The 13542-nt window shown below is 64.6% G+C and carries 12 protein-coding genes and 1 tRNA gene; 7 read left to right on the top strand and 6 right to left on the bottom strand.

What is annotated here, in order from left to right; translation table 11 throughout:
- Positions 1–246: 246 nt before the first annotated feature.
- Both C404_RS33910 and C404_RS33905 read left to right on the top strand, forming a co-directional pair.
- Entirely contained in the window at positions 247–2502 is a 2256-nt protein-coding gene (locus C404_RS33910) for a TonB-dependent receptor (RefSeq protein ID WP_021193150.1), read from the top strand.
- A 57-nt stretch (positions 2503–2559) separates the two neighbouring features.
- Positions 2560–3246: a Fe2+-dependent dioxygenase gene (locus C404_RS33905; RefSeq protein WP_021193149.1), complete on the top strand. Its 687-nt coding sequence runs from the start codon at positions 2560–2562 to the stop codon at positions 3244–3246.
- Positions 3247–3302: 56 nt separating this feature from the next.
- Here C404_RS33905 and C404_RS60390 read toward each other — a convergent pair whose 3' ends face one another.
- The 3 genes from C404_RS60390 to C404_RS33895 form a co-directional block, all read right to left on the bottom strand.
- On the bottom strand, positions 3303–3449 hold the full coding sequence (locus C404_RS60390; protein ID WP_021193148.1) for a hypothetical protein: 147 nt from the start codon (positions 3447–3449) through the stop codon (positions 3303–3305).
- 108 nt (positions 3450–3557) lie between these two features.
- On the bottom strand, positions 3558–6095 hold the full coding sequence (locus C404_RS33900) for a PEP/pyruvate-binding domain-containing protein (protein ID WP_021193147.1): 2538 nt from the start codon (positions 6093–6095) through the stop codon (positions 3558–3560).
- The gene (locus C404_RS33895; RefSeq protein WP_021193146.1) at positions 6095–6724 is read right to left on the bottom strand and encodes a TetR/AcrR family transcriptional regulator; all 630 of its coding nucleotides are present in this window, start codon (positions 6722–6724) and stop codon (positions 6095–6097) included. The genes C404_RS33900 and C404_RS33895 overlap by 1 nt, the downstream gene beginning before the upstream one ends.
- Positions 6725–6853: 129 nt before the next feature.
- On the opposite strand from C404_RS33895, the gene pip reads away from it, so the two are divergent.
- From pip to C404_RS33875, 4 genes are all read left to right on the top strand, one after another.
- Positions 6854–7807 (top strand): prolyl aminopeptidase, encoded by a 954-nt coding sequence (gene pip, locus C404_RS33890; protein WP_021193145.1) that lies wholly within the window; start codon positions 6854–6856, stop codon positions 7805–7807.
- Positions 7808–7816: 9 nt separating this feature from the next.
- The gene (locus tag C404_RS33885) at positions 7817–8722 is read left to right on the top strand and encodes a LysR family transcriptional regulator (RefSeq protein ID WP_021193144.1); all 906 of its coding nucleotides are present in this window, start codon (positions 7817–7819) and stop codon (positions 8720–8722) included.
- A gap of 94 nt (positions 8723–8816) precedes the next feature.
- Positions 8817–9494 (top strand): HAD-IA family hydrolase, encoded by a 678-nt coding sequence (locus C404_RS33880; RefSeq protein ID WP_031328809.1) that lies wholly within the window; start codon positions 8817–8819, stop codon positions 9492–9494.
- A complete protein-coding gene (locus C404_RS33875; RefSeq protein WP_021193142.1) occupies positions 9491–10639 on the top strand; it encodes a DSD1 family PLP-dependent enzyme in 1149 nt (382 codons plus the stop codon). Before C404_RS33880 ends, C404_RS33875 begins: the two co-directional genes overlap by 4 nt.
- A gap of 251 nt (positions 10640–10890) precedes the next feature.
- On the opposite strand, the gene C404_RS33870 is transcribed toward C404_RS33875, so the two are convergent.
- Together C404_RS33870 and C404_RS33865 are read right to left on the bottom strand one after the other, a co-directional pair.
- Positions 10891–11463 carry a hypothetical protein gene (locus tag C404_RS33870; protein WP_021193141.1) on the bottom strand — a complete coding sequence of 191 codons (573 nt, stop codon included), beginning with the start codon at positions 11461–11463 and terminating at the stop codon, positions 10891–10893.
- Positions 11464–11573: 110 nt separating this feature from the next.
- A tRNA-Leu gene (locus tag C404_RS33865) sits at positions 11574–11658 on the bottom strand.
- A gap of 190 nt (positions 11659–11848) precedes the next feature.
- Here C404_RS33865 and blaOXA point away from each other — a divergent pair.
- On the top strand, positions 11849–12688 hold the full coding sequence (gene blaOXA, locus C404_RS33860) for an OXA-22 family class D beta-lactamase (protein ID WP_031328807.1): 840 nt from the start codon (positions 11849–11851) through the stop codon (positions 12686–12688).
- A 9-nt stretch (positions 12689–12697) separates the two neighbouring features.
- Here blaOXA and C404_RS33855 read toward each other — a convergent pair whose 3' ends face one another.
- Positions 12698–13423 (bottom strand): ArsR/SmtB family transcription factor, encoded by a 726-nt coding sequence (locus tag C404_RS33855; RefSeq protein WP_021193139.1) that lies wholly within the window; start codon positions 13421–13423, stop codon positions 12698–12700.
- Positions 13424–13542 lie beyond the last annotated feature (119 nt).

The raw sequence follows: 13542 nt of genomic DNA, 5'->3' as shown, positions 1-13542 counted from the left end.
GTGGCGACAAGCTGTGCTTTGTCAGCCGATGCCAAGGAAAAGAGAATCCAAGATCGCTTTTTGGTGTGCGTTTTTAACGACTTTCCAAGCGATCTATGATAAGTGATTGCTGTTGCGAATCATTATCATTTATATTTGCGTCCGAATTTCGTAGTGCGCTCTTGTGCACGGCGGCACGGGCGCAGGAGGGCGTTCCGCAGCGGCCGGCATCCAGAAGGAAGGGCGCCGCCCGGAGAAACCACCCAGATGAATCGCCCGAATCGCCCCAGCCCACTCGCCAGCGCGCTGTTGGCGCTGTTTGCCACGCCCACCGTCGCACTCGCTCAGCAAGCTGCATCCACCCCTGTTGTTGCCACCAGCGCTGCGACTGCCACCGCCACGCTGCCTGAAGCCGTGGTCAAGGCCACTGCCGCGCGTGACGACTACAACGCTGCCAAAAGCTCGATCTCCAAGCTGCCCGAGAACCTGCGGGATATTCCGCAATCGGTGACGGTGGTGCCCAAGGCGCTGACCGATGCACAGGGCGCCAGCTCGCTGGCCGATGCGCTGCGCAACGTGCCGGGCATCACCATCGGCGCGGCCGAGGGTGGGCAGATCGGCAACAACATCAACCTGAACGGCTTTTCGGCGCGTACCGACATCTACCTGGATGGCTTCCGCGATCGCGGCCAGTACTACCGAGACTTGTTCGCGCTCGATTCAGTGGAAGTGCTGATGGGCCCGTCGTCGATGCTGTTCGGGCGCGGTTCGACCGGCGGCGTCATCAACCAGGTGACGAAGAAGCCGTCGCTGAAGGCCGCCACGGAAATCACCGGTTCGGTCACCACCAATGGCCTGGTGCGCACCACGGTGGACGTCAACACGCCGACGTCCGATACGTCGGCCTTCCGCGTGGCCGCCATGGCGCAGAACGGCAAGACCAGCACCCGCGACGAGATGACCGCGCAGGACTTCGGCATTGCGCCGTCGTGGCGCTTCGGCATCGGCACGCCCACCGAAGTGACCATCTCCGCGCTGCTGCAGCACAACCGCGACATGCCCGACTACGGCGTGCCGAACCTCAATGGCCACCCGGTCAACGTGGATCCGAAGACGTACTACGGCTTTACGGACGACCGCACCACGCAGGACGTGGCCGCGTTCTCGGCCAACATCGACCACAAGTTCTCGCCCAACCTGCGGCTGCGCAACCAGACGCAGTTCAACTACGTGCAGACCGATGCGCGCGAGACGGCGCCCAACGCAGTGGGTACGGTCAACTCGTCGGGTGTGTTTACGGCGCTGACCAACAGCAACCTGCCGCTGTCTGCGCTGTCGGTGCGCCTGCAAAGCCACGACCGCCGCATCCGTGACTACGCGCTGTTCAATCAGACCGAGCTGACGGCCAAGTTCGATACGGGTTCAATCAAGCACACGCTGCTGGTGGGCACGGAGTTCGGCCACGACGGTTACGACAACCAGAACTATTACCGCAACGGTTCATGCAACGGCACGCCGCTGGCGCAGTCGAGCATGACGAGCGGGTTTGTGTCGTGCGAGCCGCTGGTCAGCCCGAGCTATACGAACTCGCCGTCGAATGCGCCGTCCGTGCTGGGCAATGTGCAGGGCGGCTCGGCCAACACGGTGGCCGCGTACTTCAACGATTCGATCGAGTTCACCAAGCAGTGGAAAGCGGTGGCGGGCCTGCGCTATGACCGCTACATCGCCAGCATTTCGAACTCGCTGAATGCGGCCAACACGCCGGCGTCGGCCAAGATCACCGCGCTGCCGTATGCGCAGCAGACGGTGAACTTTGTCAGCACGCGCCTGGGCGGCATCTGGCAGCCGACGGATTGGCAGTCGTACTACGTGTCGTACGGCACGTCGTTCAACCCGTCCTTGGAGCAGCTGGTGGGCACCACGGGCCAACAGGGTCTAGACCCGGAGAAGAACAAGTCGTACGAAGCCGGCGGCAAGTGGGATCTGCTCAATGGTGACTTGTCGGTGTCGTCGGCGGTGTTCCAGATCACCAAGGACAACGCGCGCACGCAAATCGACAGCACGACGTACACCTCGGCCGGCAAGATCCGAGTGCGCGGCGCGCGCCTGGGTGCCACGGGCCACGTGACCGACAAGCTGCAGATCTTCGCGGGCTATACGTACCTGGATGCGGAGATCGTCAACGGTATCGCCGCGGGCACGCAGGGCATGGCGCCAGCCAACACGCCCAAGCATGCCGCCACGGTGTGGACGAGCTACACCTTCATGCCGAACTGGGAGGTGGGTGCGGGCGCGTTCTACATGTCGCAGCGCTACGCCAACAACACCGACACCGTGCAGGTAGGCGGCTTCGTGCGCTGGGATGCGATGCTGGCCTACCACCAGCCCAAGTACGACGTGCGCCTGAACGTGTTCAATCTGTTCAACAAGACGTATTACGATGCGCTGATTCCGTCCGATGGCGGTCGCGCCGTGCCGGGTACCGGCCGCGCGGCGATGCTGTCGGTCGTGTATCGCATGTAATGGCTTGGGGGATGGGCCCTCGGGCACGTCCCCCTTTTGTTTTGCACGTTCCACACCATGCTTGTCTGTATTCCCAACGTCTTCAACGCCGCGCAGGTGGCTGCGCTGCGCGAGCTGCTCGACAACGCGGGCGATGCCTGGGTGGATGGCCGCGTGTCGGCCGGCTATTCGGGGGCGCCGGTCAAGCTCAACCAGCAGATTGATGAGCGCGCCGAAGTGGCGCTGCAGTGCCAGCAGCTCATCCTGAGCGTGCTGGAGCGGCACCCGCGCTTCATCAGCGCGGCGTTGCCGAACGTGGTGTACCCGCCGATGTTCAACCGCTACGGCGAGGGCATGACCTTCGGCGCGCATGTCGATGGCAGCGTACGCATCCACCCACACAACGGCGCCAAGCTGCGTACCGACATCTCGGCCACGCTGTTTCTGTCAGACCCGGCCAGCTACGACGGCGGCGAGCTGCAGATCGAAGACACCTACGGCATGCACAGCATCAAGCTCAATGCTGGGGACCTGGTGATCTATCCGGCAACGAGCCTGCACCAAGTCACGCCCATCACACGCGGCGTGCGCGTGGCGAGCTTCTTCTGGATCCAAAGCCTGATTCGCGATGACACCCAGCGCGCCATGCTGTTCGACCTGGACAACGCGATCCAGACCCTCAACCAGACTGATGCGGATGCCACCGCGCGCCGCACGCTGATTGGCGTGTATCACAACCTGATGCGGCAGTGGAGCGAGACCTGAGCTGAGATGCCTGTGTCACACCCGGAGGATGGTGCGACGCAAAAGCGCAAACGGGCTTAGCGGCCCGAGCGGCGATACAACTCGGCCATCATGCCGCAGCTTTCCACGTGCAGCGCGATGGCGCGCTTGGCTTCACGGCGCAGGACTTGCCAGAAACGGGCGAAGCGGGAGGTTGGGGCGGCGTTGAGAGCGGCGGCTTCCATGATGATTCCTTCTGAGCGATAACCTAGGGATTACCCTAATTTTAGTCGGAATATTGCGCCGCAGCAATTCTTGCCTGTTCGTGTCGCCTCATCGCCACATTGATGTGATCACACCGACACTCTGCTGATCGTGCCGGTGTTGCCGTCCACGCGGATCGTCTCGCCATCTTTCAACCGTGCGCGGATGCCCGGCACGTTCACCACCGCCGGGATACCGAATTCGCGCGCCACGATGGCACCGTGTGACAGGTAACCGCCGGTTTCCATTACGAGCGCGCTGGCCTTCAGGAACAGGGGCGTCCAGGCCGGGTCGGTGCTCGGGGCGACCAGCACGTCGCCGGTTTGCAGCGCAGTGCCGGCGGCGGCGTTGTCCACCAGCCGGGCTTGGCCCTGTGCCGTGCCCGCGCCGACGGCGGTGCCAGTCCAGTGATCATCGGTGGATGCGCTCGGTGCGATGGCTGTGGCAGGGGCTTCACCTTGTTCGGTGATGACGTCTGGCTCCTGCTCGGCGGCCCAATGCGCCAACTGCTGCCGGCGCTCGCGCGCACGCTGTGCAGCAAAGCGCAGCGGCAGCGTGCCGTTGCCCGCACGCACGCATTCATCCAGCGTCAGGTTGAAGATGTCTTCCGGCGTATCGAGCCCCTCTTCGCCTCCCTGGCCGCCCAGCTTGCCCGCCAGTTTCAGCAGGCCAGCACGTAGCACCTCTACGTAGGCCACCAGCGCACTACGTGCGGCTTCACGCTGGTTGCTGTCGCGCACGGCGCTCTTGAGCATCGCCCGCACGACTGGCCGTAGCCAGAATGGCAGGCGTTGCCAAGCTTGCGCAGACGCCGCCTGCTGCCGTTGCCGCACCGCCTGCGCATCACTGCCGATCAGGCCAACAACGAGGTCGAGCAGATAGTCCGGCTGCTCGCGCCAGCGTGGGTTGCGGAAGTAGCTCTCTTCGATTGCGCGGTGGCCGTTGCGCTCTAGAAATGCCTTGAACTGCTGGCGGAACGGACTGTGTGCGGGCAGTTGCTGCGCCCATTGCGTGCCGATGCGTGTGGTGCTCCGTAGCCAGGTCAACGCCTCTGCATCGGTTGCGGCCGTCTGCGCCAGCGCCATCAGGTCATAGCTTTGCTGCGCGGTCACGCTGGGTTCGGCGCCGGCCATGAGCGCTGCGGCGAGTGCATGGCCCTCTGCGGGGCGCTGTTTCTCGATGATGTCGACCAGCCCCGAGACCGAGCCGCCTGCTGAGCCTTGCAGGAAGAACAGGCTATCAGCGCGGCGCGCGGTGGCGAAGCGTTCGCGCAGGCACACGGCCAGTTCTGCCGCATCTTCAGGCCACGCGCCTTCGCGCCATTGCGCGGCCTCCTTGCGCGCACGGTTGAGGTCGCTTTGCGCATGGCGGCGCGTGGCACCGGCACTCAGTAGATAGCGCACCAGGCGTCCACCCCGTGCCAGGCGCTGTGACCATGTGACCGGCGGCACCACAATCTCCGGCTGCGTGCCGCCCAGCATGCGGTTGATGGCATCCGGTGCGATGCCGAACGCATCGAACGCTTCCCACTGCATCAGCGAGACATCGAGGTACACCCGGCCGTGGAACAGCGCGGCACGGTCCAGCCCCGGCACCAGCGGATAGTCGACCAGCGCGTAGGTGAGCGTCAGCATGCGGTTGGCCGCGTGGCGGTAGAGCGCCCAGTCGATGGGCGACAGCGGCCCGGGAAACATCTCGCGCGTGTTGCCGCGCGTCCAGAAGCGCGGTTGCGTTTGGAGTGCAGCGTAGGTGTGGCGGCCACGCGTGGTGATGGGGCGCGCCTGTACGATCCAGAAGCGCTGGCCGTCCCAGACCCATTCGATGTCATAGCGCGGCTGCGCAAAATCGAGCGCGCATGCGGTGTCGCGCGCCAGTGCTGCCAGCGCGATGAGCTGCGCATCGTTCAGTACGGCGCGGCGAGCATCTTCTGCGGTGGTGTCGACGAGTGCTGTGCCGCCTTCGGCCAGCGCTTGCGTCATGCGGGCCTTCTTGCCGATTTGGCGTTCGAGCACGCGCAGTGTGTCGTCTTGCGGAGACGACTCCAGCTTGAACGTGTCGCCATCGGCCTGTCCGCCCACCAGCGCTTCGCCCAGGCCCCAATGCGCGTTGATGACGATCTGGTCATCTCGCCCGCCCAGTGGGTCGCACGTAAAGGCGATGCCCGCAGCCACCGCCGGCAGCATGGGCATGATGACCACGGCCATCGCCAGATCTGCGGTGTCGATGTTGAAGCGCTCGCGGTACGCCACCGCCTGTGGCGCGTATGCGGAATCCCATACGGCCTGCACCGCTTCCGCCAGCGCCTGCGGGCCGATCACGTTCAGGCGCGTCTCGTGGATGCCCGCGAACGAGCGTTGCGCAGAATCCTCCTGTGGCGCTGAGGAACGCACGGCCAACGGGGCATTCAGCCAGCCGCGCGCAGTCAGCGCCTGCGTGATCGCGGCCAGCACGGGGTCCGGCACCGCATCGCCCTGCGCACGCCCACTGCTGGCTTCGGCGCTCAGCACAAAGCCCTCGGGCACGGGCACGCCCAGTATCGCCAGCCGACCGAGTTGCCAGCCCTTGCCACCCGCTACCGCTGCACCCGCCGCCGCTGCGGCCGACCAATCCAGCACAGAGGTGTCCATCACGCCTCCTTGTTGCCGATGCCGTGCAAAAACAGGTCGATGGCGGCTGAGAAGCCTTCTTGCAGATCCATCTCCGGGTGGGCCAGCCAGCGCATCAACGTGCCCAGGTAGAGGTATTCGAACAGCCCGGCCAGGTGCTCTGCGTCGAGTCGCGTGTCGAGTTCGCCCGAGCGTTGGCCTGCATCGATGAGTGCCGCGAAGATGGCTTCGAACCCGCTGCGCTTGTCGGCATCGCGGCCGCGTGCGGCCAGGTCTGCGCTGGCGAAGCGGTAGCGGAAGTAGGGCGCGAGGTACGGGCGACGCGCGTTGCACCAGTCGGCCGAGGCGGAAAGCAGCACCGACAGGCGCCCGGTAAAACCCGTTTGCGCCTCGATCAGCGGCCGCAGTTGCGCGCCACCTGCCGCCAGCTCGGCGTGAAACTGGTGCGCCAGCAGCGCCTCTTTGACCGGAAAGTGGTTGTACAGCGTGCCCTTGGACACATCGGCCTGCTCGGCAATCTGCTCCATCGTCACCGCCTCGTAGCCGTGCTGTTCAAACAGGGCGAAGGCGGTGGCGGCCAGGTGATCGAGCGTCTGGGTGCGCTTGCGTTCGCGGCGGCCGGCTTCGATGGGGATCGGGGTGGTCGACATGGGGGTCCCCTAATTTTTAACGATGAACAATTTTATACGTCGTTCAAAAATATGTGCAAGCAAGATCCCCTCTGTAGAATCGGCCTATTCATCGGCAACCCAAGCGCCAACCTTTCGACAGGACCGACCATGTCTGCACTGCGCACGCTGTATCCGCCCATCGAACCGTATGAAACCGGCATGCTCGATGTGGGCGACGGCCACACCATCTACTACGAGCGTGTCGGTACGCCCGGTGCCAAGCCGGCGGTGTTCCTGCACGGCGGCCCGGGTGGCGGCATCTCGGCCGACCACCGCCGCCTGTTTGACCCGGCACGCTATGACGTGATGCTGTTCGACCAGCGCGGCTGCGGGCGCTCCACGCCCCATGCGGGGCTGGAGGCCAACACCACCTGGCACCTCGTGGATGACATCGAGCGCCTGCGAGCCATTGCCGGCGCCGAGCGCTGGCTTGTGTTCGGCGGCTCCTGGGGTTCGACGCTGGCACTGGCCTATGCGCAGAAGCATCCCGAGCGCGTGAGCGAACTGGTGCTGCGCGGCGTGTACACCGTCTCGCAGGCCGAGCTGCGCTGGTACTACCAATTTGGCGTGTCGGAGATGTTCCCCGAGAAATGGGCACGCTTTCAGGCGCCCATCCCCGAAGCGGAGCGCGGCAACATGATCGCCGCCTACCGCAAGGTGCTCACCGGCGACGACGTCGCCAAGCAGATCGAAGCCGCCCGCGCCTGGAGCGTCTGGGAAGGCGAGACAATCACCCTGCTGCCCGACCCGAGCAACAGCGCCAAGCACGCCGATGACCATTTCGCCCTGGCCTTCGCGCGGCTGGAGAACCACTACTTCACGCACCAGTGCTGGCTGGAAGAAGGGCAGTTGCTGCGTGAGGCGCACAAGCTGGCCGGCATTCCTGGCGTGATCGTGCACGGCCGCTACGACATGCCGTGCCCGGTGCGCTACGCCTATGCGCTGCACCAGGCGTGGCCCGACGCGGATTTCCACCTGATCGAAGGGGCGGGTCATGCATGGAGCGAACCCGGCATCCTCGACCAGCTCGTCGCCGCCACCGATCGCTTTGCCGGCAAGTAAAGCGCACCCATGACCGACTCCGCCGATCTGCGCTTCCTGCTGGCCATCCAGGAAAACGGCAGCCTGGTTGCCACGGCGCGGGCGTTGGGCCTGACGCCCTCGGCGGTGTCGCAGCGTCTGCAGCAGTTGGAAAAGAAGCTGGGCGCGCGGCTTGTTGACCGCACCGCGCGCAGCCTGCGTTTTACGCAAGAGGGCGCACTGCTGTGCGAGCGCGGCGCGGAGTTGATCCGGCAGCTCGATGCATTGTCGGAAGATCTGCAAACGCGCCAGGGTGGCCTGGTGGGTACGCTCAAGGTCAACGCGCCGCTGGGTTTCGGCCGGCGCTACATCGCGCCCGTCATCAGTGACTTCCAGCAGGAGCATCCAGACGTCGACATCGAGCTGATGCTCTCCGATGCCCCGTTGACCGAAGCGGCTGAGCGCTTTGATGTGGTGGTTCATATCGGTGCGCTGCAGGTGTCCAACCGCGTGGGCTACGCGATTGCGCCGAATGCGCGGTTGCTTTGTGCGTCGCCTGCGTTCATCAAGCGCCACGGCATGCCTGAGACGCCAGACGATCTCGCCGCGCTGCCCTGCATCGTGCTGCGCGAGAACAAGGAGGACGTGTCGCTCTGGCATTTCAGCAAGGGTCGCACGAGCCGCAGTGTGCGCGTGCAAGCCAAGCTGATCTGCAATGACGGCGATGTGATCCGCCGCTGGGCTTGCGAGGGGCGCGGCGCGATCCTGCGTTCCGAATGGGATGTGGCGGATGACCTGCGCGCTGGGCGGCTGGTGCGTCTGCTGCCGGGCTGGAAGGCGCCGGATGCTAACGTGATCGCGCTCACGCACAACCGCGCGGGGCTGCCGCAGCGCACGCGCCACTTCATGCAGTTCCTGCAGGGCCGCTTCAAACCGCAGCCGCCATGGCGGGCATGATGTAGCTGTCCTGAATCTTTGAATCAAACTGGCTTCACCTCAAGCCGGCTGACGCTGCCTACAATCCGTTGCATCAATCAACGCCGATTTGCAGGTGACAAGCGTGACTTCCTCTACGTCTTCCCCGGGCTATCCCAAGGCCATCCTGTTTGACCTGCTGACCGCGCTGCTGGATTCGTGGGCATTGTGGGATCGCGCAGCCGGCTCACAGCATGCGGGCCGCACGTGGCGCGCGGAGTATCTGCGGCTCACGTACGGCTGCGGCGTGTACGTCCCCTATGAGGCGATGGTGCGGGAGGCGGCACAGAACGTCGGTTTGCCGCCCTCGGCACCTGATGCGTTGGAAGCCGGCTGGTTGCAGCTTGAACCCTGGAGCGTTGCTGCCCAAGCGCTGAAGCAACTGCAACCGCACTGCAAGCTGGCCGTCGTGACCAACTGCTCGGAACGGCTGGGCCGGCAGGCGGCAGCGCGGTTGCCCGTTGACTGGGATGTCGTCATCACCGCCGAACAAGCGGGTGTCTACAAGCCCGACCCCAAACCATATCGCATGGCGCTGGAGCAGCTTGGCGTGGGGGCTGCTGATGCCGCATTCGTTGCCGGGTCCAGCTACGACATGTTTGGCACGGCAGTGGTGGGTTTGCGCACTTACTGGCACAACTGCATCGGCCTCTCGCTGGTAGACGGTGCGCAGCCGCCGGAAATTGAATCGCCAACACTGGATGGGCTCGTGCCCTGGGCCAGCCGCTTTGCCGCATCAGGAGCGCAACCATGACCTCCAGCACCAGCAGCCTAGATGCACTCGACACGCCCGCTGCGTTGATCGACCTGCCGCGGATGCAGCACAACATCGCGCGCATGCAGCAGCGCATGAACGCGATGGGCGTGACATTCCGCCCGCATGTGAAGACCACCAAATGCCTCGACGTGGTGCGCGCGCAGGTGGCGGCCGGCGCGCAGGGCATCACCGTATCCACGTTGAAAGAGGCGGAGGCGTTCTTTGCTGCCGGCATCACCGACATCCTGTATGCCGTGGGCATCGTTGCCGCCAAGTTGCCGCGCGCGATGGCGCTGCGCCGCCAGGGCTGCGACCTGAAGCTCGTGGTGGACAACGTAGAAGCCGCCCACGCCGTGGTTGACCACTACCGCACGCACGACGAACGCTGCGAGGTGTGGATCGAAGTCGATACCGACGGCCACCGCTCCGGCATCACGCCCGAGCAGGATGCGCTGCTGGAAGTCGGCCGCATCCTGCAGGCGGGCGGCATTGAGGTGGGTGGTGTGATGACGCACGCTGGGTCCAGCTATGACCTGAACGACCAAGCCGCCCTTGCCGCATTGGCCGAGCAGGAGCGCGCCGGCTGTGCGCGCGCGGCGCAGCGTTTGCGCGAGGCGGGCGTGCCGTGTGCGGCAGTCAGCGTTGGTTCCACACCGACGGCGCTGGCGACGGCGCATCTGGAAGGCGTGACCGAAGTGCGCGCGGGTGTCTACGTGTTCTTCGATCTGGTCATGCACAACGTGGGCGTGTGCAAGATCGACGAGATTGCCCTGAGTGTGCTGACCACCGTGATCGGTCATCAGGCGGACAAGGGCTGGGTGATTGTCGATGCGGGCTGGATGGCGATGAGTCGTGACCGTGGTACGGCCAAGCAGTCGCATGACTTCGGCTACGGGCAGCCTTGCGCGCTCGATGGCACGCCGTTCGACGGGCTCACGTTGATTGGCGCGAACCAGGAGCACGGCATCCTGGCTGCGAGCGATGGCTCGGTTCGCGACGACCTTGCAGCGCGTTTCCCGGTCGGGACGAAGCTGCGCATCCTGCCGAACCATGCGTGCGCAACGGGCGCACAGTTTCCCGAGTATCACGCAGTGTCGTCGCGTGGCGGGGTGGAGGTGTGGGGGCGGTTCCACGGCTGGTGAGGCGTGTCACGCATCCAGGCCCGCCAAAAGCAAAAGGCCCGCATTGCTGTGGGCCTCTGCCTGATTCATTGGTGCCATTCCGGCGCGCACGCGTATCGGAATGTGCTCCTTGCGTGGTTGGGGACGCAGAAGCCCAAGCCATCCACGACGATTCCGATATTCATCGAGCGACCGGTCTCCCAGAAGCCAAGCATCTGCTCTGACTGCCATTCCCATCGAAACGATTACCCTTCAGGCGCTCATTGCCACCGCTATCCGCCCGTCACTTGCGTTGTTGCCCCTTCTGCCGTCGCGCTGCGCAGAAGCTCCAGTTGTCGGCCCGCAATATCGAGCCGGTAGTGCCGCGAGCAAGGATTCATGAACCCATGATGCGTGTTTTCAATGACAGAACACGCTACGCCGGGGCGGGCAATCGAGGCGGCAACAGACGCAGGGGAAAACGACGGCTCATGCTCCGCAAAGACGACCGTCGCCGGGCATCGAGGAGCCAACCCGACGGCGTCGCGGATGCGGGAACCGTAGTACAGAAATGCTCGACTTTGCACGTGGCATCGCTGGCTCGCGATGTAATGCCATAGGCTTGTCGCCCCCACGCTGAATCCGATCAGAAAGGCGGGTTGGTCTTCAACGACATCGGCAATCTTTTGCGCATACGAGCGCAGGCCGTTCTTCGCGTGGAATGCATGAACAGCGTCTTCTTCGCTCGCAAATGGGCAACCGTCTTCGGGCCACGGCGATAGGATGACGGGATCACCAAGCACTGCGAGCAACGACCGCAACGACGCGTTGATGCCATGAATGTCTGAGGCGACGACGATTTTCATACGGAGGGTGATGTTTGCGAGGCGCTGGCTGGGCGCCAGAAACGCAAAAACCCGCGAGGCTTATCGCCACGCGGGTTTTTGGTCGTCCTCGAACAGCTGAGGACTGTGTTTGGTGCCCAGGAGAGGACTCGAACCTCCACGGAGTTACCCGCTAGTACCTGAAACTAGTGCGTCTACCAATTCCGCCACCTGGGCTAGGTGAGCGCCGCATTTTACAGACCCCCGCGAAATTTGCAAGCCTTTCTTGAGAAGAGGGGGATTCCGCCCCGCCAGGCGCGCGAGCGTTACAGCCGTTACGCGTGTGGCGGCCCATGAAACGGTGGCCCCGCTGTTACGCTGCCGCGCTTTTCCGCAGTCCATTCTTTCCCCTTCTCGAGGTTGATCGATGATGAAACTCCGCCACGCCGCGACCGGCGCCCTGCTGGCCGCGCTTGCCACCTTTGCCCATGCCGAGCGCACGATCTGCACGATCGTTGCCGATGCCGCCACCGGCAAGGTTGTTCTGCACGAAGGCCAGTGCGCCGAACGCGTCACGCCCGCGTCCACCTTCAAGCTGGCGCTGGCCGTGATGGGCTACGACCACGGTTTCCTGAGGGACGAGCACGCCCCCGTCGAGCACATGAAGGCTGGCGACCCCGATTGGGGTGGCGAGGCCTGGCACCAGCCCATCGACCCCACGCTGTGGCTCAAGTACTCCGTGGTCTGGTATTCGCAGCGCATCACGCATGCGATGGGTGCGCAGACGCTGCATGCGTATCTGCGCAAATTCGACTACGGCAACATGGACGCGAGCGGCGACCCGGGGAAGAACAACGGCCTGGACCGCTCGTGGATCACCTCGTCGCTGAAGATTTCGCCGGAGGAGCAGGTGGGCTTCATGCGCAAGATTGTCAACCGCCAGTTGCCGGTGTCTGCGCATACGTATGAGATGGTCGAGCGCGCGGTGCAGACCTGGCCGGTGCCGGGTGGCTGGACTGTGCAGGGCAAAACGGGCACTGCTGGGCCGGGCCCCGGCAATACGTCGCCTGATGGCACGTGGGATCAGGCGCACGCTTATGGTTGGTTTGTCGGCTGGGCGAAGAAGGGCACGGGTGACGACAGTCGGACCTACGTGTTTGCAAACCTGATCCAGGACAACAAGGTTGAGCCGACATCGGGAGGCTTGCGCTCGCGTGATGCGCTGCTGGCGCGCCTGCCGGAACTGCTGGCCTTCGCGAGCCACTGAACCTCGGGGTCATGGATGACGGTGCTCGGCCTCGCTACGCACCGTCGCTTCATCCACGCCCAGGCGCTGGTGCAGCTCCTGCCAGCCCTTGGGCGTGACCAGCACCGCGCGTGAGTTGCGCGAACGCAGCATCCAGCCTGCGTCACACAGTCGATGCAGGAACTGCACACCCAGCGGCCCGGCCAGGTGATGCGTGCGTTCGGTCCAATCCAGGCATTGCCGCGCCAGCCCGCGCCGGGTTGGGCGGATGCCGCGCACGTCGAGCCCCATGTTGCCAAACCAGATCACGCCCGCTGTGCTGATCTCGTATTGCTTGTCGGGCATCGGGAGCAGATAGCCGTGTGACCGCAGCGCTTGCGTGACGGCCACGCCAACCTGACCGGCAAGATGGTCGTAGCAACACCGGCAAAAACCCAGTTCGCGCGCCTTGGGGCTGGGTGCCGTACGCCGCACGGCTGCTGCTGGTGTGATGGCGGCAAGGTGCTCCAGCGCTTGCGCCACGTGCCCACCGGCCAGCCGGAAATACCGGTGCCGCCCTTCCGTTTCCACCGCCAGCAGGCCGCCGTCGAGCAGTTTGGCCAGGTGCGTGCTGGCCGTCTGCGCAGTAATGCCTGCTGCATGCGCCAGTTCGCCCGCTGGTAGCGCGCGCCCGTCGAGCAGCGCGGTGAGCATGGCAGCCCGTGCCGGGTCGGCAATCAGGAAGGCCGTGCCGGAAAAGCTGTTCAGATGCGACATGTCGGACTCCTCGTCATGTGCCCATTCTAGGGACGCCCGTGCCGCGATGCTTCGACACGCATCGAAACGTCGTGTGGGGTGCCGGCACTACGCTGGGGCCATCGTTTCGATATCCCTTG

The organism is Ralstonia sp. AU12-08 (assembly GCF_000442475.1).
Lineage (GTDB): Bacteria > Pseudomonadota > Gammaproteobacteria > Burkholderiales > Burkholderiaceae > Ralstonia > Ralstonia insidiosa.
This window is presented reverse-complemented; position numbering and strand designations above follow the sequence as displayed.